This is a genomic window from Streptomyces sp. NPDC048277 (assembly GCF_040652235.1).
GTDB lineage: Bacteria > Actinomycetota > Actinomycetes > Streptomycetales > Streptomycetaceae > Streptomyces.
This window is the reverse complement of the sequence record NZ_JBEZLQ010000002.1, coordinates 568,654-591,529: the sequence shown is the minus strand read 5'-3', so window position 1 is coordinate 591,529 and position 22,876 is coordinate 568,654. Positions and strand designations below refer to the sequence as shown.

The 22,876-nt window shown below is 69.7% G+C and carries 23 protein-coding genes; 11 read left to right on the top strand and 12 right to left on the bottom strand.

The window, feature by feature from the left end:
• Window positions 1-3 precede the first annotated feature (3 nt).
• Genes AB0D85_RS07385 through AB0D85_RS07370 form a run of 4 tightly spaced genes read right to left on the bottom strand, consistent with a single transcriptional unit; the run spans window position 4 to window position 3,176 of the window.
• Window positions 4-648: a hypothetical protein gene (locus AB0D85_RS07385; protein WP_362314927.1), complete on the bottom strand. Its 645-nt coding sequence runs from the start codon at window positions 646-648 to the stop codon at window positions 4-6.
• A 43-nt stretch (window positions 649-691) separates the two neighbouring features.
• Window positions 692-1,471, bottom strand: coding sequence for an amino acid ABC transporter ATP-binding protein (locus tag AB0D85_RS07380; protein WP_362314924.1), 780 nt, complete (start codon window positions 1,469-1,471; stop codon window positions 692-694).
• Entirely contained in the window at window positions 1,468-2,301 is an 834-nt protein-coding gene (locus tag AB0D85_RS07375) for an amino acid ABC transporter permease (protein WP_362314921.1), read from the bottom strand. Before AB0D85_RS07375 ends, AB0D85_RS07380 begins: the two co-directional genes overlap by 4 nt.
• Window positions 2,298-3,176: an ABC transporter substrate-binding protein gene (locus AB0D85_RS07370; protein WP_362314918.1), complete on the bottom strand. Its 879-nt coding sequence runs from the start codon at window positions 3,174-3,176 to the stop codon at window positions 2,298-2,300. Before AB0D85_RS07370 ends, AB0D85_RS07375 begins: the two co-directional genes overlap by 4 nt.
• Before the next feature lie 219 nt (window positions 3,177-3,395).
• Here AB0D85_RS07370 and AB0D85_RS07365 point away from each other — a divergent pair, with 219 nt between their 5' ends.
• The 6 genes from AB0D85_RS07365 (at window position 3,396) to thpD (ending at window position 8,365) form a co-directional block, all read left to right on the top strand.
• Window positions 3,396-4,496 (top strand): aminotransferase class V-fold PLP-dependent enzyme, encoded by a 1,101-nt coding sequence (locus AB0D85_RS07365; RefSeq protein ID WP_362315245.1) that lies wholly within the window; start codon window positions 3,396-3,398, stop codon window positions 4,494-4,496.
• Between the two features lie 48 nt (window positions 4,497-4,544).
• Window positions 4,545-5,009, top strand: coding sequence for a DinB family protein (locus tag AB0D85_RS07360; protein ID WP_362314915.1), 465 nt, complete (start codon window positions 4,545-4,547; stop codon window positions 5,007-5,009).
• 239 nt (window positions 5,010-5,248) lie between these two features.
• On the top strand, window positions 5,249-5,764 hold the full coding sequence (gene ectA / locus AB0D85_RS07355; protein WP_362314913.1) for a diaminobutyrate acetyltransferase: 516 nt from the start codon (window positions 5,249-5,251) through the stop codon (window positions 5,762-5,764).
• 11 nt (window positions 5,765-5,775) lie between these two features.
• Window positions 5,776-7,047 (top strand): diaminobutyrate--2-oxoglutarate transaminase, encoded by a 1,272-nt coding sequence (gene ectB, locus AB0D85_RS07350; protein WP_362314910.1) that lies wholly within the window; start codon window positions 5,776-5,778, stop codon window positions 7,045-7,047.
• Between the two features lie 28 nt (window positions 7,048-7,075).
• Complete coding sequence (locus AB0D85_RS07345) at window positions 7,076-7,474, top strand: ectoine synthase (RefSeq protein ID WP_362314908.1); 399 nt, start codon at window positions 7,076-7,078, stop codon at window positions 7,472-7,474.
• Between the two features lie 3 nt (window positions 7,475-7,477).
• Entirely contained in the window at window positions 7,478-8,365 is an 888-nt protein-coding gene (gene thpD, locus AB0D85_RS07340; RefSeq protein ID WP_362314906.1) for an ectoine hydroxylase, read from the top strand.
• Window positions 8,366-8,436: 71 nt separating this feature from the next.
• On the opposite strand, the gene AB0D85_RS07335 is transcribed toward thpD, so the two are convergent.
• From AB0D85_RS07335 to AB0D85_RS07315, 5 genes are all read right to left on the bottom strand, one after another.
• Window positions 8,437-9,489, bottom strand: coding sequence for an aminotransferase class V-fold PLP-dependent enzyme (locus AB0D85_RS07335; protein WP_362314903.1), 1,053 nt, complete (start codon window positions 9,487-9,489; stop codon window positions 8,437-8,439).
• A 101-nt stretch (window positions 9,490-9,590) separates the two neighbouring features.
• Window positions 9,591-10,307: a DsbA family oxidoreductase gene (locus tag AB0D85_RS07330; RefSeq protein ID WP_362314900.1), complete on the bottom strand. Its 717-nt coding sequence runs from the start codon at window positions 10,305-10,307 to the stop codon at window positions 9,591-9,593.
• A gap of 74 nt (window positions 10,308-10,381) precedes the next feature.
• The gene (locus tag AB0D85_RS07325; protein WP_362314897.1) at window positions 10,382-10,885 is read right to left on the bottom strand and encodes a GNAT family N-acetyltransferase; all 504 of its coding nucleotides are present in this window, start codon (window positions 10,883-10,885) and stop codon (window positions 10,382-10,384) included.
• A 68-nt stretch (window positions 10,886-10,953) separates the two neighbouring features.
• Entirely contained in the window at window positions 10,954-11,562 is a 609-nt protein-coding gene (locus tag AB0D85_RS07320; protein WP_362314894.1) for a DUF1349 domain-containing protein, read from the bottom strand.
• 102 nt (window positions 11,563-11,664) lie between these two features.
• Window positions 11,665-13,131, bottom strand: coding sequence for an aldehyde dehydrogenase (NADP(+)) (locus tag AB0D85_RS07315; protein WP_362315243.1), 1,467 nt, complete (start codon window positions 13,129-13,131; stop codon window positions 11,665-11,667).
• 209 nt (window positions 13,132-13,340) lie between these two features.
• Here AB0D85_RS07315 and AB0D85_RS07310 point away from each other — a divergent pair, with 209 nt between their 5' ends.
• Both AB0D85_RS07310 and AB0D85_RS07305 read left to right on the top strand, forming a co-directional pair.
• Window positions 13,341-14,114, top strand: coding sequence for an IclR family transcriptional regulator (locus tag AB0D85_RS07310; RefSeq protein WP_123978118.1), 774 nt, complete (start codon window positions 13,341-13,343; stop codon window positions 14,112-14,114).
• Between the two features lie 91 nt (window positions 14,115-14,205).
• Window positions 14,206-15,663, top strand: coding sequence for a penicillin-binding transpeptidase domain-containing protein (locus AB0D85_RS07305; RefSeq protein WP_362314891.1), 1,458 nt, complete (start codon window positions 14,206-14,208; stop codon window positions 15,661-15,663).
• Between the two features lie 81 nt (window positions 15,664-15,744).
• Here the strand turns inward: AB0D85_RS07305 and AB0D85_RS07300 are convergent, their stop codons facing one another.
• Window positions 15,745-17,196, bottom strand: coding sequence for an NCS2 family permease (locus AB0D85_RS07300; protein WP_362314889.1), 1,452 nt, complete (start codon window positions 17,194-17,196; stop codon window positions 15,745-15,747).
• A gap of 250 nt (window positions 17,197-17,446) precedes the next feature.
• On the opposite strand from AB0D85_RS07300, the gene AB0D85_RS07295 reads away from it, so the two are divergent.
• From AB0D85_RS07295 to AB0D85_RS07285, 3 genes are all read left to right on the top strand, one after another.
• Window positions 17,447-18,016: a SigE family RNA polymerase sigma factor gene (locus AB0D85_RS07295; protein WP_362314886.1), complete on the top strand. Its 570-nt coding sequence runs from the start codon at window positions 17,447-17,449 to the stop codon at window positions 18,014-18,016.
• Window positions 18,013-18,864: a hypothetical protein gene (locus AB0D85_RS07290; RefSeq protein WP_362314884.1), complete on the top strand. Its 852-nt coding sequence runs from the start codon at window positions 18,013-18,015 to the stop codon at window positions 18,862-18,864. Before AB0D85_RS07295 ends, AB0D85_RS07290 begins: the two co-directional genes overlap by 4 nt.
• Before the next feature lie 112 nt (window positions 18,865-18,976).
• On the top strand, window positions 18,977-20,659 hold the full coding sequence (locus tag AB0D85_RS07285; RefSeq protein WP_362314881.1) for a rhamnogalacturonan lyase B N-terminal domain-containing protein: 1,683 nt from the start codon (window positions 18,977-18,979) through the stop codon (window positions 20,657-20,659).
• A gap of 81 nt (window positions 20,660-20,740) precedes the next feature.
• On the opposite strand, the gene AB0D85_RS07280 is transcribed toward AB0D85_RS07285, so the two are convergent.
• Both AB0D85_RS07280 and AB0D85_RS07275 read right to left on the bottom strand, forming a co-directional pair.
• Window positions 20,741-21,895, bottom strand: coding sequence for a right-handed parallel beta-helix repeat-containing protein (locus AB0D85_RS07280; RefSeq protein ID WP_362314878.1), 1,155 nt, complete (start codon window positions 21,893-21,895; stop codon window positions 20,741-20,743).
• A gap of 130 nt (window positions 21,896-22,025) precedes the next feature.
• Window positions 22,026-22,823 carry an HAD family acid phosphatase gene (locus AB0D85_RS07275; protein WP_362314876.1) on the bottom strand — a complete coding sequence of 266 codons (798 nt, stop codon included), beginning with the start codon at window positions 22,821-22,823 and terminating at the stop codon, window positions 22,026-22,028.
• Between the last annotated feature and the right edge of the window lie 53 nt (window positions 22,824-22,876).

The window sequence follows — 22,876 nt, the reverse complement described above, 5'->3', positions numbered from 1 at the left end:
CGCTCAGCCTAGGACGACCGGGAGTCCCTCATCGATGCGGCTCAGCAGTCGACCGCCGTGCACCCGTGGGGCGTCGAAGGAACGCCAGTCCTCCTCACCGTCGGCGCGCAGCACCTCGGGTACGAGGACCGAGGCCGGGTCGACGTCCTGGGCGAGGTCGAGGTAGGCGGGCCCGACGACCGCGCCGTGCAGCGTGCCGCCGACGAGATCGGGACTGAACTCGCTCGACAGGACGGTCGCCTTGGCGCGCAGGTCTCCGTGGATCATCACGAGCTTGTCGGTCATGTTGCCTATGAAGGCGTCCACGGTGACGCTGCCCAGCACCAGCAGCTTGGCGTCGCCTTCGAGATAGACGTTCGCGGCCCGCAGGTCACCGAGGACGACCACCGCCGGGCAGCCGTCGTCGACGTTGACGATGCTGCCCTCGACGGTCAGGTCACCGTCGACGACGATGCCGGCGCCGGAGGGTGCCGTCGCGTCCAGGTCCAGGTCGAGATCGCCCGCGACGGCGAGCGGGCCGGGGTGGACGTCGTAGGTCTCCTCGTAGAGGTTCTCGTACGACGACTCGGGCAGCCCGCGCCGCTCGAACAGGGCGACGGTGTCTTCCCAGCCGAGTTCCGAACCCTGTTGCAGGTGCTCTGTGTTCATGGCCGAACCCTCGCACACGGCACTGACAGCCGGGCCCCGCCGCCTAGGGGCTGTCCGGGGTCTCCTCCTCCACCTGGGCCATGGCCGGGTCGAGGAGGCGGGACAGGAAGTGGCGGGTGCGTTCGTGGGTGGGGTTGCCGATGACCTGGTCGGGCGTGCCGTCCTCGACCACGACCCCGCCGTCCATGAAGACGACCCGGTCGGCGACCTCGCGGGCGAAGGTCATCTCGTGCGTGACGACCATCATGGTCATGCCTTCCCGCGCCAGCATCCGCATGACCGCGAGGACGTCTCCGACCAGTTCCGGGTCGAGCGCCGAGGTCGGCTCGTCGAAGAGCATCACCTCGGGGCCCATGGACAGGGCGCGGGCGATCGCCACGCGCTGCTGCTGGCCGCCGGAGAGGGAGGCGGGGTAGGCGTCCGCCTTCTCGGAGAGGCCGACGCGGGCGAGGTTCTCGGCGGCCACGCGCGCGGCCTGCGCCTTGTCCCGCCGGAGCACCCGGCGTTGCGGCAGCGTGAGGTTCTCGGTCACCGTGAGGTGCGGGAAGAGGTTGAACTGCTGGAAGACCATGCCGATCCGGCGGCGCACGGCGTCGATGTCGACGTCGGGGTCCGTCAACTCGGTGCCGCCGACGAACACCTGGCCCTTGGTGGGCTCCTCGAGGAGGTTGACGCACCGGAGCAACGTGGACTTGCCGGAACCGGACGGGCCGATCACGCACACGACCTCGCCCTGCCGGATCTCCAGGTCGATACCGCGCAGCACCTCGTTGTCGCCGAAGGACTTGTGCAGGCCGCGTACTTCGATCTCGGGTCGGGTCACTTCACGGCCTCCTGGGCCTTCGCCTCCATGCGGCGTACGACGAATCCGAGCGGGATCGTGACCAGCAGGTAGCACAGGCCGGCGACGAGGATCGGTGTGGAGTTGGCGGTCGTACTGGCCAGGTCGCGGCCGTACTTGGACAGTTCGCGCTCCTCCAGGGTGACGCCGAGGAACAGGACGAGGGAGGAGTCCTTGAAGAGGAGCACCAACTCGTTGGTCAGGGGCGGGAGGATGATGCGGAACGCCTGCGGGATGATGATCGAGACCATCGCGCGGGCGGGTGAGAAGCCCAGTGAACGGGCGGCTTCCAGCTGGCCCTTGGGGACCGCCTGGATGCCCGCGCGGATGGTCTCCGCCATGTAGGCGGCGGCGACCAGGCCGAGGGCCAGGGCCACCTTGCCGTACGTGCCGCCGACGATCTCCGTGCCGGGGAAGGCCAACGGGACGGCGACGCCGATGAAGATGAAGATCAGCAGGGCGGGCAGGCCGCGGAAGATCTCGATGTAGATGCCGGCCAGCCAGCGGTAGGGGCCGACCGACGACAGCCGCATCAGGGCTATCACCATGCCGAGGGCCAGGCCGACGACGAAGCCGGACAGGGTGTAGAGCACGGTGTTCTTCAGCGCCAGCGTGATGACGTCCGGGAACATCTGCTTGGCGATGTCCCACTGGGCGAACTGGTTCTGCAGCCGTCCCCAGTCGGCGGCGACCGCGAAGGCGATCACGGCGGCGACGAAGACGACGTACTGCGCACCGCGTGACAGGCTGCGCTTCTGACGCCTGGTCAGGCCCTTCTTACGGGGCTGGAGTTCGGTGTCCGTGGCGGTCATGAGGCGGAGGCGGACGGGGACGCGGTGGACGCCCCGTCCGTCGTGGAGGCGGTGTAGGGACCGATCCACTTCTCGTAGAGCTTCTTGTAGGTGCCGTCGGCCTTGGCGTCGGCGATCGCCTTGTCGATGGCGGCGAGCAGCTTGGTGTTGCCCTTCTTCACCGTGAAGCCGTACTGCTCACCGGTGTTGATGTTGGCGGCGACCTGGAAGTCGCTCGCGTTGGCCTTGTCCTTCAGCCAGCCCTGGACCACCGGGTAGTCGATGACGACGGCCTTGACCTGGCCGGTGCGCAGTCCGTTGAGGACGGCGTCGGAGGACTCGAAGGAGACCGGGTCGAAGCCCTGCGCCTTGGCGTAGTCCTCGCCGGTGGTCTGCGCCTGGGCGCCCAGCCGGACCTTCTTGGCCTTGGCGTCGGCGAGCGAGGTGATGCCGCTGCTCTTGTCGACGAGGAGGGCCTGGGTGGCGTCGAAGTACGGGGCGGAGAAGTCGACGTTCTTCTTGCGCTCGGCGGTGATGGTCATGCCGGCCGCGGCCAGGTCGCACTCGCCGGAGTTGAGGAAGGCGCCGGTCTTGAAGTTCTCGAACGGCGTGTCGAGGATCTGCTGCTTCACGTCGAGGTCCTTGGCGACCAGGTCGATCATCGACACGTCGAAGCCCTGCACCTTGCCGTCGATCTCCGACTGGAACGGCGGGTACGGCAGGTGGGTGCAGGTGGTGAGCTGCCCGGCCTTGACGAGCTCGACCCCGCCGGCGGCGGTCCTGGAGGCGCTGGAGCCGTTGCCGCTCGACGTGCAGCCGGCCACGAGGGCCAGCCCGGCCGCGGCGGTGGCGGCGGCCAGGGCGCGAGCCCGGCGGCGCCCGAGGAGCGTGGTCACGAGACCTCCCGTGGTCTGTGAGAGAGCCCCCTCAGATCTGTGGGGGAGCTATGGATTCCAGTTCTGTGGGTTCCGATTATAAGGAGATGTTTGGGCCTCTCAAACCAATCCGATGGCCGTGGGGCTGTCCGGCCTAAGAAGTCGCCGGTCTCAGGTGTGGAGGGTGCGCCGGTTACGCTCGTCTTGATCCACCCCTCCGTGAGCGAAGAGAGCACCGCCGTGACCCATCCGTTCCTCGATCTGCCCCCGCTCGGCGCCGCCCGCTTCGCCGCCGTCGAGGACCGGGTGGCCCGGCTCCTCGGCACCCGCCAGGACGTCGTGATCATGCAGGGTGAAGCGCTGCTGCCGCTGGAGGGCGCGATCAGGGCGACGGCGGGGCCGGGGACGACCGCGCTGAACGTGATCACCGGTCCGTACGGGCAGACGTTCGGGAACTGGCTGCGGGACTGCGGTGCGACGGTGATCGACCTCGCCGTGCCGTTCCACACGGCGGTGACGGCCGCGCAGATCCGGGAGGCGTTCGCCGAGCACCCGGAGGTCGACTTCGTGTCCCTGGTGCACGCGGAGGCGGCGACCGGGAACACCAACCCGGTCGCGGAGATCGGCGCGGTGGTACGTGAGCGGGGCGCCTTGTTCTACCTGGACGCGGTGGCCTCGGTCGGGGCCGAGCCGGTGCTGCCGGACGCGTGGGGTGTCGACCTGTGCGTGATCGGGGCGCAGAAGGCGATGGGCGGCCCCGCGGGTGTCTCGGCGGTGTCGGTGAGCGAGCGGGCCTGGGCCCGGATGGCGGCGAACCCGCACGCCCCGCGCCGCTCCTACCTGTCGCTGCTGGACTGGAAGGAGCGCTGGATCGACGGCGGCCGCAAGGCGCTGCTGCACGCGCCGGCGCAGCTGGAGATGCTGGCGCTGGAGGCGTGCGTCGAGCGGATCGAGGCGGCGGGCCTGGAGACGGTGATGCGGCGCCACCGTACGGCCGCGCTGGCCACCCGGGCCGGGGCGGTGGCCCTGGGCGGCGGTCTGGAGCCGTACGTGTACGAGGAGTCCGACGCGGCTCCGGTCGCCACGACCCTGCGGGCGCCGTCGGGTGTGGTGGCGTCGGAGCTGGTCGCCGGGGCCCTGGCGAACGACGGCACGCTGCCGCTGGCCGCGGGCGGGGGCGCGCTGGCCGGGGAGATGATCCGCGTCAACCACTACGGGGCGGACGCCACGCTGGACGCGGTCCGGTCGAGCCTGGCCGCGCTCGGGGCGGAGCTGGCGAAGAAGGGTCTGGCGGTGGACCCGGAGGGGGCACGGCGGGCGGTGGAGTCCGCCTGGCGGTAGGGGCCGAAAAGCGGTGGGTGGCACAGGGCGCCGTGCCACCCTCGCCCCATGACCACCGACGCGCCCCAGACCCTCCCGGACGGCCGCCCGGTCCCGCTCATGACCGGCGCCGAACGCCCCATGCTGGACAGCTGGCTGGACTTCCACCGGGCCACCCTCGCGCTGAAGTGCGCGGGCCTGGACGACGCACAGGCGCGGACGGCGTCGGCGCAGCCGTCCGCCCTGACGCTGCTGGGGCTGGTGCAGCATCTCGCCGAGGTCGAACGGAACTGGTTCCAGCGGGTGTTCGCGGGACTCGACGTGCCTCCGGTGTACGGGGAGGAGACGGGGTACGCCCTCCATCCCGGGCGCGGGCTCGGCGAGGCGCTCGATGCCTGGCGGCGGGAGATCGCGCGGGGGCGGGAGCTGTGCGCGGGCCGGTCGCTCGACGACACCGGGCGGATCGCCGGCGGTCCGATGGACGGTGTCGAGGTCAGTCTGCGCGAGCGTATCGACGGCACCACCGGAGCCTGAATTCACGGCAATTCCGAATTCCCTTTTGATGGATGGCTTACCCGAGTTCTTCTGCCCGCTTTTTGCGGAGCTAAACAGGGGAAAATTCGTCCGGGTTTCAACCCTGTGACGCACTCCACACGGCAGGGTTATTTGTCTGTTTTGCGGTGGACCATATCGGGACATAAAGGCATGCTCGATCACGGCGGCAAGGCCCCCCGCCGTGCTTTTTTGTATTTGCCTCGCTAAATTCAATCCGCATGACTGCCCCACAAGCAGACCTGACCGTCGAGCGCCCGCTGGTGACCGACGGCGCCGCTCTCTGGCGTATCGCAAAGGATTCCGGAAGCCTCGATCTGAACTCCTCGTACAGCTATCTGCTGTGGTGCCGGGATTTCGCCGGTACGTCGGCGGTGGCGCGCGGCGCGGACGGTGAGCCCGTCGGGTTCGTGACCGGGTACACGCGTCCGGACCGGCCGGACACTCTGCTGGTCTGGCAGGTGGCCGTGGACGCCGCGCAGCGCGGGCGCGGTGTCGCGGCGCACCTGCTGGACGGGCTCACGGCACGGGTGGCCGCCGAACAGCCGCTCACCGCCGTCGAGACCACCATCACCCCCGGCAACACCGCCTCCGAGCGCCTGTTCACCTCGTACGCCACCCGGCACGGCGCCACCGTCGAGCGCTCGGTGCTGTTCGAGGCCGGGGAGTTCCCCGACGGTCCGCACGACCCCGAAGTCCTGTACCGCATCGGCCCCTTGACCCCCACATCGCACTGAGGAGCCTCATCGTGACCATCACCCAGCCCGACCTGAGCGTCTTCGAGACCCTGGAGTCCGAGGTCCGCAGCTACTGCCGCGGCTGGCCGACCGTCTTCGACCGGGCCCGGGGCAGCCGGATGTACGACGAGGACGGACACGAGTACCTGGACTTCTTCGCCGGCGCCGGGTCGCTCAACTACGGCCACAACAACCCCGTCCTGAAACGGGCGTTGCTCGACTATCTGGAACGCGACGGGGTCACCCACGGCCTCGACATGTCGACCACGGCCAAGCGGTCGTTCCTGCAGACGTTCCAGGAGCTGGTGCTGCGACCGCGTGAACTGCCGTACAAGGTCATGTTCCCGGGGCCGACGGGTACCAACGCCGTCGAGTCGGCGCTCAAACTCGCCCGGAAGGTGAAGGGGCGCGAGGCGATCGTCTCGTTCACCAACGCCTTCCACGGGATGTCCCTCGGCTCGCTCGCCGTCACCGGCAACGCGTTCAAGCGGGCCGGGGCCGGGATCCCGCTGGTGCACGGCACGCCGATGCCGTTCGACAACTACTTCGACGGAACCGTGCCGGACTTCCTGTGGTTCGAGCGGCTGTTGGAGGACCAGGGGTCGGGGCTCAACAAACCCGCCGCGGTGATCGTGGAGACCGTGCAGGGCGAGGGCGGCATCAACGTCGCCCGGCCCGAGTGGCTGCGCGCCCTGAAGGCGCTGTGCGAGCGGCAGGACATGCTGCTGATCGTCGACGACATCCAGATGGGCTGCGGCCGCACCGGCGCCTTCTTCTCCTTCGAGGAGGCGGGCATCCTCCCGGACATCGTCACGGTGTCCAAGTCCATCAGCGGGTACGGGCTGCCCATGTCGCTGTGCCTGTTCCGGCCCGAGCTGGACGTGTGGGAGCCGGGCGAGCACAACGGCACCTTCCGCGGCAACAACCCCGCCTTCGTCACCGCGACCGCCGCCCTGGAGGCCTACTGGGCCGACGGCCCGGCGATGGAGAAGCAGACCCGGGCCAAGGGCGAGCAGATCGAGCAGGGGCTCATCGCGATCGTCGAGGAGAACCTCGCCGATGTGAAGGAGTACCGGGGCCGGGGCCTGGTGTGGGGCATGGAGTTCCACGACAGGGAGCGGGCCGGGCGCATCGCGAAGCGCGCCTTCGAACTCGGCCTGCTCATCGAGACGTCGGGACCGGAGAGCGAGGTCGTCAAGCTGCTCCCCGCCCTGACCGTCACCCCGGACGAGCTGGACGAGGGCATCGGCATCCTCGCCCGGGCCGTCCGGGAAACCGTCTGAAACACCAGCTAGGAGGCATCGCAGAACCGTGATCGTCCGTTCGTTCAAGGAGATCGAAGGCACCGACCGCCATGTGAAGGCCGCGTCCGGGACCTGGGAGAGCAAACGCATCGTCCTCGCCAAGGAGCGGGTCGGCTTCTCGGTCCACGAGACGATCCTCTACGCGGGCACCGAGACGTCGATGTGGTACGCCAACCACATCGAGGCCGTCGTCTGCGTGGAGGGCGAGGCCGAACTGACCGACCGCGAGACCGGGAGGTCGTACACGATCACGCCCGGGACCATGTACCTCCTCGACGGGCACGAGCGGCACACGCTGCGTGTCAAGGAGGACTTCCGCTGCATCTGCGTGTTCAACCCGCCGGTCACCGGCCGGGAGGACCACGACGAGAACGGCGTCTATCCCCTGCTGACGGAGGAGGGCTGACCCATGACCACGATCACGGACCTGTACCCGAGCCGCGGCCCCGTCGAGGTCTCCGTCCCCCGCAAGGACCCCGTCGTCTGGTCGGCGCCCGGCGCGCCCGGCCCGATCGCCGCGGACCGGCTGGAGGCGTTCGAGCGTGACGGCTTCCTCGCCGTCGAGCAGCTCATCGGGGACGACGAGGTCGCCGTCTGCCGGCGGGAGCTGGAGCGGATGGTCGCCGACCCGGCGGTCCGGGCCGACGAACGCTCCGTCGTGGAGCCGAAGTCCCAGGAGATCCGTTCCGTCTTCGAGGTGCACCGGATCAGCGAGGTGTTCGCGGACCTGGTGCGCGACGAGCGGGTGGTCGGCCGGGCCCGGCAGCTCCTCGGCTCGGACGTGTACGTCCACCAGTCGCGGATCAACGTCAAGCCGGGGTTCGGGGCCAGCGGCTTCTACTGGCACTCGGACTTCGAGACCTGGCACGCCGAGGACGGCCTGCCGAACATGCGCGCGGTGTCGGTCTCGATCGCCCTGACCGAGAACCACGACACCAACGGCGGGCTCATGATCATGCCGGGCTCGCACAGGACGTTCCTGGGCTGCGCCGGCGCCACGCCCAGGGACAACTACAAGAAGTCGCTGCAGATGCAGGACGCGGGCACGCCGTCCGACGAGGCCCTCACCGCCATGGCCGGCGAGTACGGCATCAAGCTGTTCACGGGCCGGGCCGGTTCGGCGACCTGGTTCGACTGCAACTGCATGCACGGCTCAGCCGAAAACATCACGCCGTTCCCGCGCAGCAACGTGTTCATCGTGTTCAACAGCGTGGAGAACACGGCGGTGGAGCCGTTCGCGGCGCCGGTACGGCGGCCGGAGTTCATCGGGGCGCGGGACTTCACGCCGGTGAAGTAGCCCCTCGTCGAGCCGCCGGGCCGGGATCTCCTCGTGTGGGACGGGAGGTCCCGGCCCGGCCGTGCCGTCCCTCAGCCGACCAGCACGTCGAGCAGGCGGTCCACGTCCGCGGCCGTGTTGTAGAGGTGGAAGGCCGCGCGCAGGTTGCCGGCGCGGTTGGACACCTCGATGCCCGCCTCGCTCAGCTCCGGCTGCCGGGAGCCCAGTCCGGGGACCGAGACGATCGCCGAGCCGGGGGCGGGCACCGGCTCCTGGCCGACGCCCACGAGTCCGGTGCGGAACCGGTCGGCGAGGGCGACGTCGTGGGCATGGATCGCCGGCAGTCCGAGTTCCGCGACGAGTTCCAGGGACCGGCGCAGGCCCGCGAAGGTGAACAGTGCGTGGGTGAGGTCGAACCGCCGTGCGGAGTGGGCGAGTTCGGCCACCGGGCCGTAGCAGCTGTCCCACGGCTGCTCGCCCGCGACCCAGCCCGCGAACAGCGGGGAGAGCCCGCCGAAGTCCTCGGGCACGGTGAGGAAGGCCGCGCCGTGCGGGCCGAGCAGCCATTTGAAGGAGACGCTCGCGGTGAAGTCGTGGGCGTCGGCGTCCATCGGCAGCCAGCCGGCCGCCTGGGAGAAGTCGACATAGGTGCGGGCGCCGTGGACGCGGGCGGCCTCGCGCAGGGCGGGCAGGTCGGCGATGCGGCCGTCGGCGGACTGCGCGGCGCTGACCGCCACGAGCGCGGTGCCCGGCCGGACGGATTCGGCGATCCGCTCCAGCGGGACCGCACGGACCTTGAGGTCACCGCGAACGTGGAACGGGTTGAGCACGGAGGTGAAGTCGTCCTCGGCGGTGAGGACTTCGGCACCGGCGGGCAGCGAGGCCGCGATCACACCGGTGTGCGCGGCGACCGACGCGCCCACGGCGACCCGGGTGGCCGGGACGCCGGTGAGCCGGGCGAACAGGGCCCGGCTCTGCTCGACGTCCTCGTACAGCGGGGTCAGCGGCCGGCCCTCGGCCCGCAGCAGTGCCGCCTCCTGGAGGCCCGCGACGGCACGGGCCGGCAGCAGGCCGTTGCTCGCGGTGTTGAGGAACGTGTTCTTCGGGGCGAACTCGGCGCGGACGAGGCTCTCGAAGGTCTCCATGGGTACACTTTGCGGCCCAGGAAACCCCCCGTCCATTGCGGATTCTTACGCAGAACCGCTAAGCGATGCTTATACGACCGCCCTGACCTGGAGTTTCCCTCTCAGTGCTGCGGGACCGCGCACCCGTCCGGCCCACAGGCCTCCGCGCCGCCCTCGTCGATGAGCTGCAGCGGGGAACGCGCACCCCACGCCTGGCCGAGCGCCTGTGTGAACACCTCGGCGGGCTGGGCGCCGGAGACCCCGTACTTCCGGTCGAGGACGAAGAACGGCACCCCGTTCGCGCCGAGCTCGGCGGCCTCGCGCTCGTCGGCGCGGACCTCGTCGGCGTAGCGGGACGGGTCGGCGAGCACCTCGCGCACGGCCGCCGCGTCCAGCCCGGCCTCCACGGCGAGCTCGACGAGCCGCCCGTCGCCCTCGGTGAAGAGGGACCGCTCCTCGGCGAAGTTCGCCCGGTAGAGGATCTGGATCAGCTCGTCCTGCCGGCCCTGCTCCTTGGCGAAGTGCAGCAGCCGGTGCAGGTCGAAGGTGTTGCCGTGGTCGCGGTCCCGGGTGCGGTAGTCCAGGCCCTCGGCGGCGGCCTGCGCGCCCAGGTTGTCCTCGCCGGCCTGGGCCTGCGCCTCGCTCATGCCGTACTTCTTGCTGAGCATGGCGAGCACCGGCTGCACGTCGTCCTTGGCGCGGCCGGGGTCCAGCTCGAAGGAGCGGTGCACGACCTCGACCTGGTCGCGGTGCGGGAAGGCGGCAAGGGCCTTCTCGAAGCGGGCCTTGCCCACGTAGCACCAGGGGCAGGCGATATCGCTCCAGATCTCGACGCGCATGTCTTCGGCTCTCTCCAGGTCGTACGGGCGCGGAGGCTCTCTCCGCCGGTACGTGAACGTTCAAACAGCGCGGTTCATTCCCGGGGCACGGAGTAGCGCAGGAAAAGATGGTGGTCGTCCTCGGCGGGCGGGTTCTCCGGGTCCGGGACCCAGCCCTGGCGGCCGTAGAAGGCCTGGGCCCGCCGGTTGTCCGTGTGGACGTCGAGGACCGCCGTCCGCCTGCCGTCGGCCCGCCACTCCTCCACACAGGCCGTGTGCAGGGCCGTACCGACACCGGAGCGCCAGCGGTCGGGGTCGACGTGGAACTGGAAGAGCTTGACCGTTTCCGCCGGTCCGCCTTCCGGGGTGCGGAAGGAGGCGATGCCGATGATCCGGCCCTGCGCGACGGCACACAGCACATGGCCGTCGGGGCGCTCGATGGAACCGCGCCAGGCCTCGGTCCAGTCGAAGTCGGACTCCGGGACGCCGTCCGGGTAGTACGTCGAGCGGGCCCGGAGGTGCAGCTCGGCGATGATCTCGGCTTCTTCGGGCAGGGCGGTACGGATCACCGGGCCGCCCGTGACACGTTGACTGATCATGCATCAGAGGACGTGACCGTGCCGGACCCGGTTCCCTTGCGCGCTCGGTGTCCGCCCCGCCGTCCCGCTCAGCTTCCGTCGCGCAGATCGGCCGGCCAGTCGGGCCTGAACTCGATGTGGTCGTAGGTCACCACGCACCCCTCGCCCATCGGCGACTGGGTCATGAAGCCGACCAGTGCGTCCTCGGTCTCCTTCTCGCCGCCCAGCGTGAACAGCCGTACGAAGACCCACTTCCGGCCGTCGCGGGAGGCGTGGAAGGCCAGCGCCCGCCCGGTCCGGCTGATCCGCAGCCAGACCGAACTCCCGTCCACCGTGAAGGAGTTGGCGTCGTCGGAGTGACCCCGGGTGACCACCGTGCAGACGGTGGGCACGTCCGGGGAGTTCTCCAGGCAGAGCTTGGCCCAGGCCCGGTCGCCGACGTGGGCGTACAGCACTCCGGCGTCGAAGGCGGCACCGAACCCGACGGTGACCCGGGCGATCAGCTGAAAGTCACCTTCGGGCGCCCCCAGCAGCCGGGGCGCGTCGGAGGCGGGATCCAACGCCTCCCCGGTGGGCGACACGAACCGGTCCTGCCGGGCCCCGGCCCATCCGGTGAGCACACCGTCCTCATAGAACCAGTGCCCGTCGGGCCCGTAGGTGCGGAGGGGGAAAGGAAGTTCGGGAAGTTCCACGTCCATGGTCAGATTGTGTCAGCAGCCGCGCCCCAAAGGGGCGCGGGGAACTGCGCGAGCGACCACGACGTACCGGCACCCCGCGAAGCGCCCCGCACCCCTACGGCGTCACCGCTCCAGCACCCCGTTGAACCGCCGCGGAAGCCCCAGCGGGTTCTCGTCCCGCAGCTCCGCCGGCAGCAGCGCCGACGGCGCCCCCTGATAGGCCACCGGCCGCAGCCACCGCTCGATCGCCGTACCGCCCACGGAGGTCGACGTGGAGGTCGTGGCCGGGTACGGCCCACCGTGATGCTGGGCCGGCGCCACGGCCACCCCCGTCGGCCACCCGTTCACGAGCACGCGCCCGGCAAGCGGCGTGAGCTCCGCGAGGATCTCCGCCCCGAGCCCCTCGCCCGCGGCCTCCCCGTCGGAGACATGGACCGTCGCCGTGAGGTTGCCCGGCAGCCGCGACAGCACCGCCGTCGCCTCGCCCCGGTCCTCGTACCGGACCACCACGGTCACCGGCCCGAAGCACTCCTCCAGCAGCAGGTCATAGGCACCGGCCTCGGCCAGCCGGCTCGCCGCCACCGTGAGGAACCCCGCGCTGACGGTGTGCTCGCCGCCCGCCCCCGGCGTCACCGGGCTGTCCACGTCGGGGAGTTCGCCGCGCTCGGCGACCCCGGCGACGAAGTTGTCCCGCATGCGGTGGTCGAGCAGGACACCCGCGTCCGTGTTGCTGACCGCGTCCGTGAGGGACTTGACCAGGCCGTCGCCGCCCGCACCGGCCGGCACCAGGACCAGGCCCGGCTTGACGCAGAACTGGCCGACGCCCAGGGTCATCGACCCGGCGAGCCCGGTGCCGATCTCCTCGCCCCGCTCGGTGGCCGCGGCCTCCGTGACCAGGACGGGATTGAGGGAGCCCAGCTCGCCGTGGAACGGGATCGGCACCGGACGCGCGGCGGCCGCGTCGAACAGCGCCCGTCCGCCCCGGACGGAACCGGTGAAGCCGGCCGCGGCGACCAGCGGGTGCCCGATCAGCTCGATGCCGGCGTCGAAGCCGTGCACGAGACCGACGACGGCCTCCGGGATGCCGTGCTCCGCGGCGGCCCGGCGCAGCACCTTGGCGACCAGCTCGGACAGGGCCGGGTGATCGGGGTGGGCCTTGACGACGACCGGGTTGCCCGCGGCCAGCGCGCTCGCGGTGTCGCCGCCGGCGACGGAGAAGGCGAAGGGGAAGTTGGAGGCCGAGTAGACGGCGACGACGCCCAGCGGCACCTTGTAGCGGCGCAGGTCCGGGATGGGCGGGGTGGCGGTGGCGTCGGGGTGGTTGATGATGACGTCGAGGAAGGCGCCCTCGTCGACGATGTCCGCGAAGGCCCGCAGCTGGTAGCCGGTACGGGCGAGTTCGCCGGTCAGCCGGACCGGGCCGAGCGCGGTCTCCGCGTCGGCGGCCTCGACCAGCCGGTCCTTGGCCGCGTCGAGTCCGGCGGCGGCGGACCGCAGGAACGCGGCGCGGACCGTGCGGTCGGCGAGGGAGCCGCGTACGGCGTGCGCGGCCGTGACGACGGCGTCCACCTCTTCGGCTGTGGCCTCCACCGCAACCTGTTCACGCTGCTTCCCGGTGCGCGGGTCGACACTCCAGACTGGTGCTGCTGCCACCGCGGGTCCCTCCATGTAGTGCGTACTGCCGCAGTATCCGGGTCATTCACCAGGGATGTTCGATATACTGAACGCTGTCTCTGATGATGAATATGCTGTCGGAGACTATATCCTCGGTTTCTCGTCCAACGAAGGGGTCAAGGGCGATGTCGGCAGGCGAGACAGGCGGCGGGGCACAGGTCAAGTCCGCGGTGCGGACCGTGGAATTGCTCGAGTACTTCGCCGGCCGGCCCGGTATGCACTCCCTCGCGGCGGTCCAGGAGGCCGTCGGATACCCCAAGTCCAGCCTCTACATGTTGCTGCGCACCCTCGTGGAACTGGGCTGGGTGGAGACGGACGCCACCGGCACCCGGTACGGCATCGGGGTGCGGGCGCTGCTGGTCGGCACGTCGTACATCGACGGCGACGAGGTGGTCGCGGCGGCCCGCCCGACCCTGGACCGGCTCTCCGACGACACCACGGAGACCATCCACCTGGCGCGTCTCGACGGCACGAACGTGGTCTACCTGGCCACCCGCCAGTCCCAGCACTACCTGCGCCCCTTCACCCGGGTCGGCCGCCGCCTCCCCGCGCACTCCACCTCCCTCGGCAAGGCGCTGCTCGCCACCCACACCGACGAGCAGGTCCGCAAGCTGCTGCCGGAGACCCTCCCGGCGCTCACCGAGCACACCATCACCGACCGCGAGAAGCTCATCGAGGAGCTCCACCAGATCCGCGAGCAGGGCTTCGCGATCGACCGCGAGGAGAACACGCTGGGGCTGCGCTGCTTCGGCGTGGCGATCCCCTACCGCACCCCGGCCCGCGACGCGATCAGCTGCTCGGTCCCGGTGGCCCGCCTCACCCCCGCCCACGAACAGATGATCAAGGACGCCCTGTTCGACGCGCGGGACCGCTTGACGCTGGCCACCCGACGACTCTGACCTCATCGCGCCCGGGGCCCGTATGAACGGACGATGAGAAATCCGGCCGTAGGGAACGAACCCCCCGCCTTCGCTCGTCTGTCTGAGCGGGATGAACAAGACGATCAGGCGGGCGTCCGTCTTCGCGCTGCTGCTCGTGTTCGCTCTGCTGGTCAGGGCGACATGGGTGCAGTTCTACGACGGCCAGGCCCTCGCGGACGACACGCACAACCGGCGCAACGTCATCGAGACGTACTCACAGCCGCTCGGGAACATCGTCGTGGCCGGTGAGTCGATCACCGGCTCGGCCAGGACCTCGGGCAGCAGCGACCTCACGTACAAGCGCACGTACACGAACGGCAAGCTGTACGCGGCGGTGACGGGCTATGCCTCGCAGGCGTACGCCCCGACCCAGCTGGAGGGCATCTACCAGGACCTGCTCAACGGCACCGACAGCCGGCTCAAGACGGTCATGGACACGGTCACCGACCAGCGCGCCGACCCGGGCAACGTGATCACGACGATCGACCCGGACGTCCAGAAGGCGGCGTACAAAGCGCTCGGCGGCAACAAGGGCGCGGCCGTCGCGATCGACCCGACGACCGGCAAGATCCTGGCGGTCGTGTCCACACCGTCGTACGACCCCTCCACGCTCACCGACGCGAACACGGCCGGTACGGCCTGGAAGCAGCTGAACGCCGACTCGGACAAGCCGCTCACCAACCGGGCGCTGCGCCAGCCGCTGCCGCCGGGGTCGACGTTCAAGCTGGTGGTCGCGGCGGCCGCGCTGGAGGACGGGCTCTACGCGAACGTCGACACGAAGACCGACAGCCCCAACCCCTACACCCTGCCGGGCTCGACAACCCCGCTGCGGAACGAGAGCACCTCGGCGCCCTGCGAGAACGCGTCGATCCGTACGGCCCTGCGCTACTCCTGCAACAACGTCTTCGGCAAGATGGCCGTCGACCTGGGCCAGGACAAGGTGCGGGCGATGGCCGAGAAGTTCGGCTTCAACGACGACAAGCTGGACATCCCGGTGCGCGCCTACGCGAGTGTGTACCCCAAGAACATGGACAAGGCCCAGACCGGCCTCTCCGGCATCGGCCAGTTCGACGTCACGGCGACCCCGCTCCAGATGGCCATGGTGTCGGCCGCCATAGCCAACGGCGGCAAGCTGGTCTCCCCGCATATGGTCTCGCAGATCACCGACAGCGGCGGCGACGTACTGAAGAACTACGACGACGACACCAGCACCAAGGAGATCGTCAGCTCCTCGACCGCCGAGCAGTTGCAGTCCGCGATGCAGACGGTCGTCGAGGACGGCACCGGTACGAACGCGAAGATCGCCGGTGTGACGGTGGGCGGCAAGACGGGCACGGCCCAGCACGGCGAGAACAACTCCAAGACCCCGTACGCCTGGTTCACGTCGTACGGCAAGTCGAACAGCACGGGCAAGGAGGTCGCCGTGGCGGTGATGGTCGAGCAGTCGGACGCGGCGAGGTCGGAGGTCAGCGGCAACGGGCTGGCGGCGCCCGTAGCCAAGGCGATGATGGAAGCGGCGTTGAAGTAGAGCGCCCCGTCAGGGGCGCGGGGAACTGCGCGACCAGCCACGAATCACCCGCGGCCAAAAGCGCACCCCACGCCCCACCCCCTACTTCACACCCAACACCTGCTCCACCGGATCAATCGCGAAGTACACCAGGAACAGCGCCGACACGGCCCACAGCAGCCAGTTGACCTCCTTCGCCTTCCCCAGCACCGCCTTGATGACGACGTACGCCAGGAAGCCCGCCCCGATCCCGTCCGTGATCGAGTACGTGAACGGCATCGCGGCGATCGTCAGGAACGCCGGGATCGCGATCTCGTACCTGTCCCAGTCGATGTGCTTGACGTGGGTCATCATCAGGAAGCCCACGGCGATCAGCGCGGGCGCCGCCGCCTGGAGCGGCACGATCGTGAGCAGCGGCGTGAGGAACAGCGCGAGACCGAACATCCCGCCGGTGATCAGGTTGGCGAAGCCGGTCCGCGCGCCCTCCCCCACCCCCGCCGCCGACTCGATGTACGCCGTGTTGGAGGAGGCCGAGCCGATGCCGCCGGCCACCGCCGCCGCGCCGTCGATGAACAGCACCCGCCCGATGCCCGGCACCTGCCCCTTGTCGTCGAGCAGTCCGGCCTCCGCGCTGATGCCGACGATCGTGCCCATGGCGTCGAAGAAGTCGGACAGGATCAGGGTGAAGACCAGCAGCACGGCGGTGAGGACACCGGCCTTGCCGAAGCCGCCGAACAGGCTGAAGTGACCGACGAGTCCGAAGTCGGGCGCGGCCACGATCTTGTCCGGGATCTTCGGCGTGGTCAGGCCCCAGCTCTTGATGTCGGCGACGGAGTCGATGACGATCGCCACGGCGGTCATCGTGACGATGCTGATCAGGATCGCGCCCTTCACCTTCCGCGCGACCAGCGCGATGGTCAGGAGCACGCCAAGACAGAAGACGAGCACGGGCCAGCCGGTGAGCCGGCCGACGGCGCCCAGCTGCACCGGCACGGTGGTGTCCGCGGCGTCCGGGATCCGGCTGACGAAGCCGGCGTCGACGAAGCCGATGAAGGCGATGAACAGGCCGATGCCGACGCCGATCGCCTGCTTCAGCTGCTGCGGGATCGCGTTCATGATCGCCTCGCGCAGGCCCGTCACGACGAGCACACAGATCAGCAGGCCTTCGAGGACGACCAGGCCCATCGCGTCGGACCAGCTCATCAGCGGCGCCAGCTGGAAGGCCACGACGGCGTTGAGGCCGAGTCCGGCCGCGATGGCCAGCGGCAGGTTGCCGCCGACGCCCATGATGACCGTCATCACGCAGGCCACCAGCGCGGTGGCGGTGACGAGTTGGCCGGTGTCGAGGCTGTGGCCGAACTTGTCCTTGGCGCTGCCGAGGATGATGGGGTTCAGGACAAGGATGTAGGCCATGGTGAAGAACGTGGCGAAGCCGCCCCGTATCTCCCGGCCGAAGGTGGACCCCCGTTCGGAGATCTTGAAGAACCGGTCGACGCCGTTACCGACAGGTGGCGCGGCGCCCTGCGGCCGGTCCACTCTCTGCGTCTCGGACATGGTCGTACTCCTCGTTGCCTGATCGTTCGTGTGCGGATGCTGGCTGGATTGTTCCCGCGCTGAACCGGTTTCAGGTTTTCCCCGTGTTACGGAATCGGGCTCAGCGGCCCGATGTGGAACACACCACCACCGAACCCCCGTACGGCGCACACGAAACGATCACTGCTACGCTCCGGATTCCCGCCGGGGCGCACCCCCGGCCGTTCGCATGTCATCTACATGACATACACCCAGACAGAAGAGGTCACCCGTGGGCACAGTCGTCGACGACGCCGCCTCCGTGGAGTTCCATGCCTTCTTCGAACGCCACTACGCCGAGTTCTCCCGCCTCGCCTACCTGCTGACCGGCGAGTCCGACGCCGCCGACGACCTGGCCGCCGACGCCCTGCTGGCACTGTGGCACCGCTGGGACCGGGTGCGCGCGGCCGACCACCCGGTGGCCTATGCCCGGGGCGTCGTCGCCAACCTGGCCCGCACCCGGATCCGCAGCGCCGTGCGCGAGCGGCGCCGTATCGCCCTGTTCTGGTCGCAGCGCGAGGAGAAGACCGAGAACCCCGACATCGCCGGAGTGGTGGACGTCCAGGGGGCGTTGCGCCGCCTGCCCTTCCGCAAACGGGCGTGTGTGGTGCTTCGGCATGCGTTCGACCTGTCGGAAAAGGACACCGCTCTCGCCCTGGGGATCTCGGTGGGTACGGTTAAGAGCCAGACGTCCAAGGGCATGGCCGAGCTGCAGAAGCTGCTCGGCGACCCGGGTGGGCCGCAGCGGGTGCACGTGGCGATGGCGCCGCGCGCCGGTCAGAGCGGAGGAAGGAACCGATGAGGCAGCAGGACGTGCACGACGAGCTGCGCGCCCGGCTGCACGGGACGGCCGAGGCGCACGAACCCGACCGTGCCCGCATCCTGGCCCGGGTCGAGCGGGGCATGGCCGCGAAGGCCCGCCCCGACCATCGCGCCACCCTTCCGCCGGTGTTCGGCTGGGTCCGGGTGGTCAGCGCCACGGCCGCGGTCGCCGCGGTCCTCGGTGTCGGCGGCTACGCGGTCGCCTCGGCCGTGAAGGACACGCCCACCGAGAAGACGGTCTCGGTGTCGCCGACACCCTCCGGGTCCCCGGACGCGACCTCGCGCCCGCCGTCCCGCTCGGCCGCCCCGCCGGCTCCCAGCGTGCCCTCGAAGTCCTCCTCGCCCAGGGCGAGTTCGACTCCCTCGTCGTCCCCGACGGTCTCCGCCACCCCGACGGCACCCGCCGCGAAGGGCGAGCAGGACGGCCCGCTGTGGTCGGACGGCTCGGTGGACCCGCACAGCAACGACTTCTGGGCGCAGTCCAACGTGACCCTGAAGACCTCGGAGCAACTGACCGCGCTCACCGTCCAGTTGAAGGTGGCCCAGACCGGCGGGGTGTCCAACGCCGGGGCCTGGCGCTCGCTGCCGGAGACCGACTTCACCCAGACCGTGACCGAGCAGGACGGCTTCCTGGTCTACACCTGGACGCTCAAGCCGGACGCCCGGGTCGCGGTCGGCCAGTGGGTGTTCGCGGGCCAGTACAACCACGAGCGCGGCGGCCGCAACGCCAAGGACGACAGCTACACGATCACGGGCAGCGCGGGCGGCAGGCAGTACGCGGTGACCGGCGACTTCGCGACACACACCAGCGGTGAGGGCGACTCGTAAAGAATCTTGAATCGGGTGGCAACCCATCGCCCGGCTGCGGCAACCAGGAAGAGCAACGCGCCCTCTTCTCCTGCAGCTGAGTGAACATTCAAGTACGACGGGATCCGCACCCTTGAGCACGCACAAGAAGCACGTCACCCGCAGACGGGTGCTCGGCGCCTCCGTGATCGGCGTGGCCGCCACCGGCGCCGCCGTCGCGGGTGGCACCGGCCTCCTCGCGACCGCCTCCGCCGCGGCCTTCGGCTACCGGGACGACGGCACGAACTACGTCGTCGACACCGGCGCCGCCCTTGTCTTCAAGGTCTCCAAGTCGACCGGGGACATCACCTCGCTCGCCTACAAGGGCAAGGAGTACGAGGGCTACGGCGGCAAGCACTCGCACGTCGAGTCGGGTCTCGGCGCCTCCACCGTCACCATCAGGCAGACCGGCTCCACGATCCTGGTCAAGGTCGTGCACGGCCCGATCACCCAGTGGTACGCGGCCCGCAGCGGCCAGAACAACGTGTACCTGTGGACGAACAAGGCGGACGCGTCCTTCACCGCGACCCGCTACATCGTCCGCGTCAAGCCCGGCATGTTCCCCAACACGGGCCCGGACGCCTGGGACTCGACGGCGGACAAGATCATCGAGGCCGGTGACGTCTGGCGGCACCCGGACGGCACGACCCACTCCAAGCACTACTCGGGCAAGCGCACCATCGACTACGACCACATCGGCTTCACGACCGGCTCCGTCGGTCTCTGGCTGGTCCGCTCCAACCACGAGAAGGCCTCCGGCGGCCCCTTCTACCGCTCCCTGCTCCGGCACTCCAACGAGGGCGGCGCGGGCCTGTACGAGATCCTGCACTACGGCGAGGCCCAGACCGAGGCGGAACGTTTCGGCTTGCAGGGTCCGTACGTCGTCGCCTTCACGGACGGCCAGGCGCCCTCCTCCTCGCTCTTCCACGACAACCTCGACACCTCCTGGGCGGACGGTCTCGGCATCACCGGCTGGGTGGGCATGGCGGGCCGCGGCAAGGTGGCGGGCGTCGGCCTCAAGGGCATGGACGCCACGTACGCCTACACGGTGGGTTTCGCCAACAAGGACGCCCAGTACTGGGCGAAGGCCGCGGCCGGCACCGGCGCCTTCTCCTGCAAGGGGATGCTCCCGGGGACGTACACGCTCACCGTGTACAAGAACGAACTGGCCGTGCACACCGAGTCGGTCACGGTGACGGCGGGCGGTACGACGTCCCTGCACACCCTCTCCCTCACCGGCGACCCGTCCGCCGCGGCCACGCTCTGGCGGCTCGGCGACTGGGACGGCACGCCCGGCGAGTTCAAGAACGCCAAGCTGATGACGTACGCCCATCCGTCCGACGGCCGCGCGGCCAAGTGGACCGGCAATGTCACGATCGGCAGCGGCGGCGAGGCCGCGGCCTTCCCGGCGTACCTGTGGAAGGACGTCAACGACGGCGTCCTGATCTACTTCAGGCTGACCAAGGCACAGGCGGCCGCGGCGCACACCCTCCGCGTCGGGGTGACGGACGCGTTCGCGAACGGCCGCCCCCGTGTCACCGTCAACGACTGGGTCTCGGCCGTCCCGACGGCCCCCACCCAGCCCGACACACGCTCCCTGACCACGGGTTCCTACCGCGGCAACAACCACACGTTCGTCTTCAACGTCCCTGCCACCGCGTGGAAGACGGACGCCTCCCAGTACAACGTCCTGAAGCTCAACATAGTGAGCGGCTCGGGCGGCACGGCCTACCTCAGCGCGGGCACGGCGTTCGACTGTATAGACCTGCTGTCCTGAACGCCCCGTACGTGAGCGCCCCATAGGGGCGCGGGGAACTGCGCGACCAGCCACAACGGTCGCGCAGCCCGCAACGCACCATCAGTCCATGGTGGAACCGATCGTGGACGAACCCGTAGTGAGGAACGTCGTGGCCGGCAACGCCCCACTCGTCTGCCGCGCGCCGTACGCAGTACGCGCGTCGGTCGACTTGAAGGAAGGCGCCGCCACCCCGCTGTCCCAGTTGTTCGCCGCGGACACCGTGGCGGAGCCGAGCGTGGACAGCCCGCCCTTGTTGCTCACCGACAGGTTCCGCGCCAGCCGCGACTTGCTCGTCTCGAAGAAGAACCCGGCCTCGCCGTTGGAGTACGCGGTGTTGCGGTTCAGCACGATCGCCCCGGTGTTGGAGTTCTCGGTGAAGCCGTTCAGCGTGTTGTCCCAGGACGCGTTGTCGTTGACGACGTGCGCGACGGCGACACCCCCGCCGCCCAGCTTGAACCCGTTCCCGTTGCCCTCGAACGCGGAGTCGTTCCACCGGTTCTTGCCGTTGCCGAAGGCCCAGCTGTGCTCGATCGTGACGGGGGACGAGAACTGCCAGAGGTCCAGGCCGTCGTCCGAGTTGTTGTAGAGGCGGGCGCCGGTCACCTTGTTCCCCGTGCCGGAGCCGAACTTGATGGCGATGCCGTCCGCGTTCTGTCCGTGCCCGGCCTTGTCGTAGTTGCCGTAACTGTCCAGGTTCTGGACGAGGTTGTCGACCGTGTTGTCGCCGCGCAGGGTGAACCCGGAGTCGCCGTTGTTCGCGGTGACGAGGTTCTTGAAGATCCCGCCGGTGGACGACGTGGCGACGAAGCCCTGGGCCGGGGAGTTCTGGAAGGTGAGGTTCTGGACGGTCCAGTAGCTGCCGTAGATCCCGGTGAGCCAGGAGCCGGCGGGCAGCTTGGAGCCGTCGATCTTCACCTTCTCGCCGCTGTACGCCTCGAGCGTGATGCGGTTCGAACCGGTGCCGCTGACCGTCGACTTGAGGGTGGCGGTCGGGTAGTACGTGCCCGCGCGCACCTGGATGACGGTGCCGGCGGCGGCGTGGGCGACGGCCGACTCCAGCGCCGCGGTGGTGGAGACGGTGACCGTGCTGGTGGCGGCCTGGGCACCGCCGTTCGACAGGCCGAGGTAGACGCCGCTCGCGCCCGCGGCGACGGCCACCGCCGCGGCGATCGAGAGGGTACGCGTCCTGCGGTGGCGTCCGGTGCTGAAGCGCACTGGCCGTTCCTTTCCTTGACGTCCTTGACGACGTGCTGACGAGGGAGCGAAACGGGCCGGAGGGGCCGCCCCGGCCCGTTTCTGTCTCCCAGTCGCCGCCGTGACCGGAAAGGGTTGCCGTCTTTCCCGACTACGACACGAAGTACGTCGGGTTCGGCAGCTTGTACGTGCGGTCCGCGTAACCGCCGTCCAGGTCCGAGTACTGGTCGCCGAAGTTGGCGACGATGTCGTACCCGAGGTCGTCCTCGATGTGCTTGCGGGTGCCGGACTTGTACTGCACGGTGGTGCAGTTCCAGGTGCCCGGGGTGGCGCAGGAGTTCAGGTAGGACGGCGGGTTGGCCTTGTCCTTGAGGAACATGTGGGCGGTGTCGAGGTTGACGTCGGCGCCGATCTTCTTCAGGTTCTCGACGGCGGCGGTGCGCTGCGCCTCGCTGAGACCGGAGTTGTAGAAGACCTCGACGCCCTTGGCCGCCGCGTACCGCACGAGCTCGGCGCTGCCGAACACGCCCGGCCGGTCGGCCTTGTTGACGTAGTCGGCCCATGTGGTCGAGTTGTACGTGTAGTTGTAGCGCTTCTCGTAGTCGAGGCTGAGCAGCAGCGTGTCGTCGATGTCGAAGACGACCGCGGGCTTCTCGCCCCGGTGGTGGGCCTTGCGCGCGGCCTGGTCGATCTGGCGCCTGGCGGCCGCGTCGACCCGCGCGAGGTCCTTGGCGTACGGGCTGTCCGGGGACGCCTGGTACACACCGTTGGCGTCGGCGGTGGTGCCGTAGTAGGTGTCGATGTCCTTCACCAGGAGCCCGATGTTGTACGGCTCGTGCGTGGAGTTCGCGGTCGACTGACCGGCGGTGGCGGCACCGGCGCCGTAGAGGGCGCCCCCGGCGACGGCGCAGGCGGCGGCGATCGCCGCGATCCGAAGTGACTTATGCATGACAGGAGTTCTACGCGCGTCACCCTGGTGGGCGCGAGACCCGTTGCCTGATC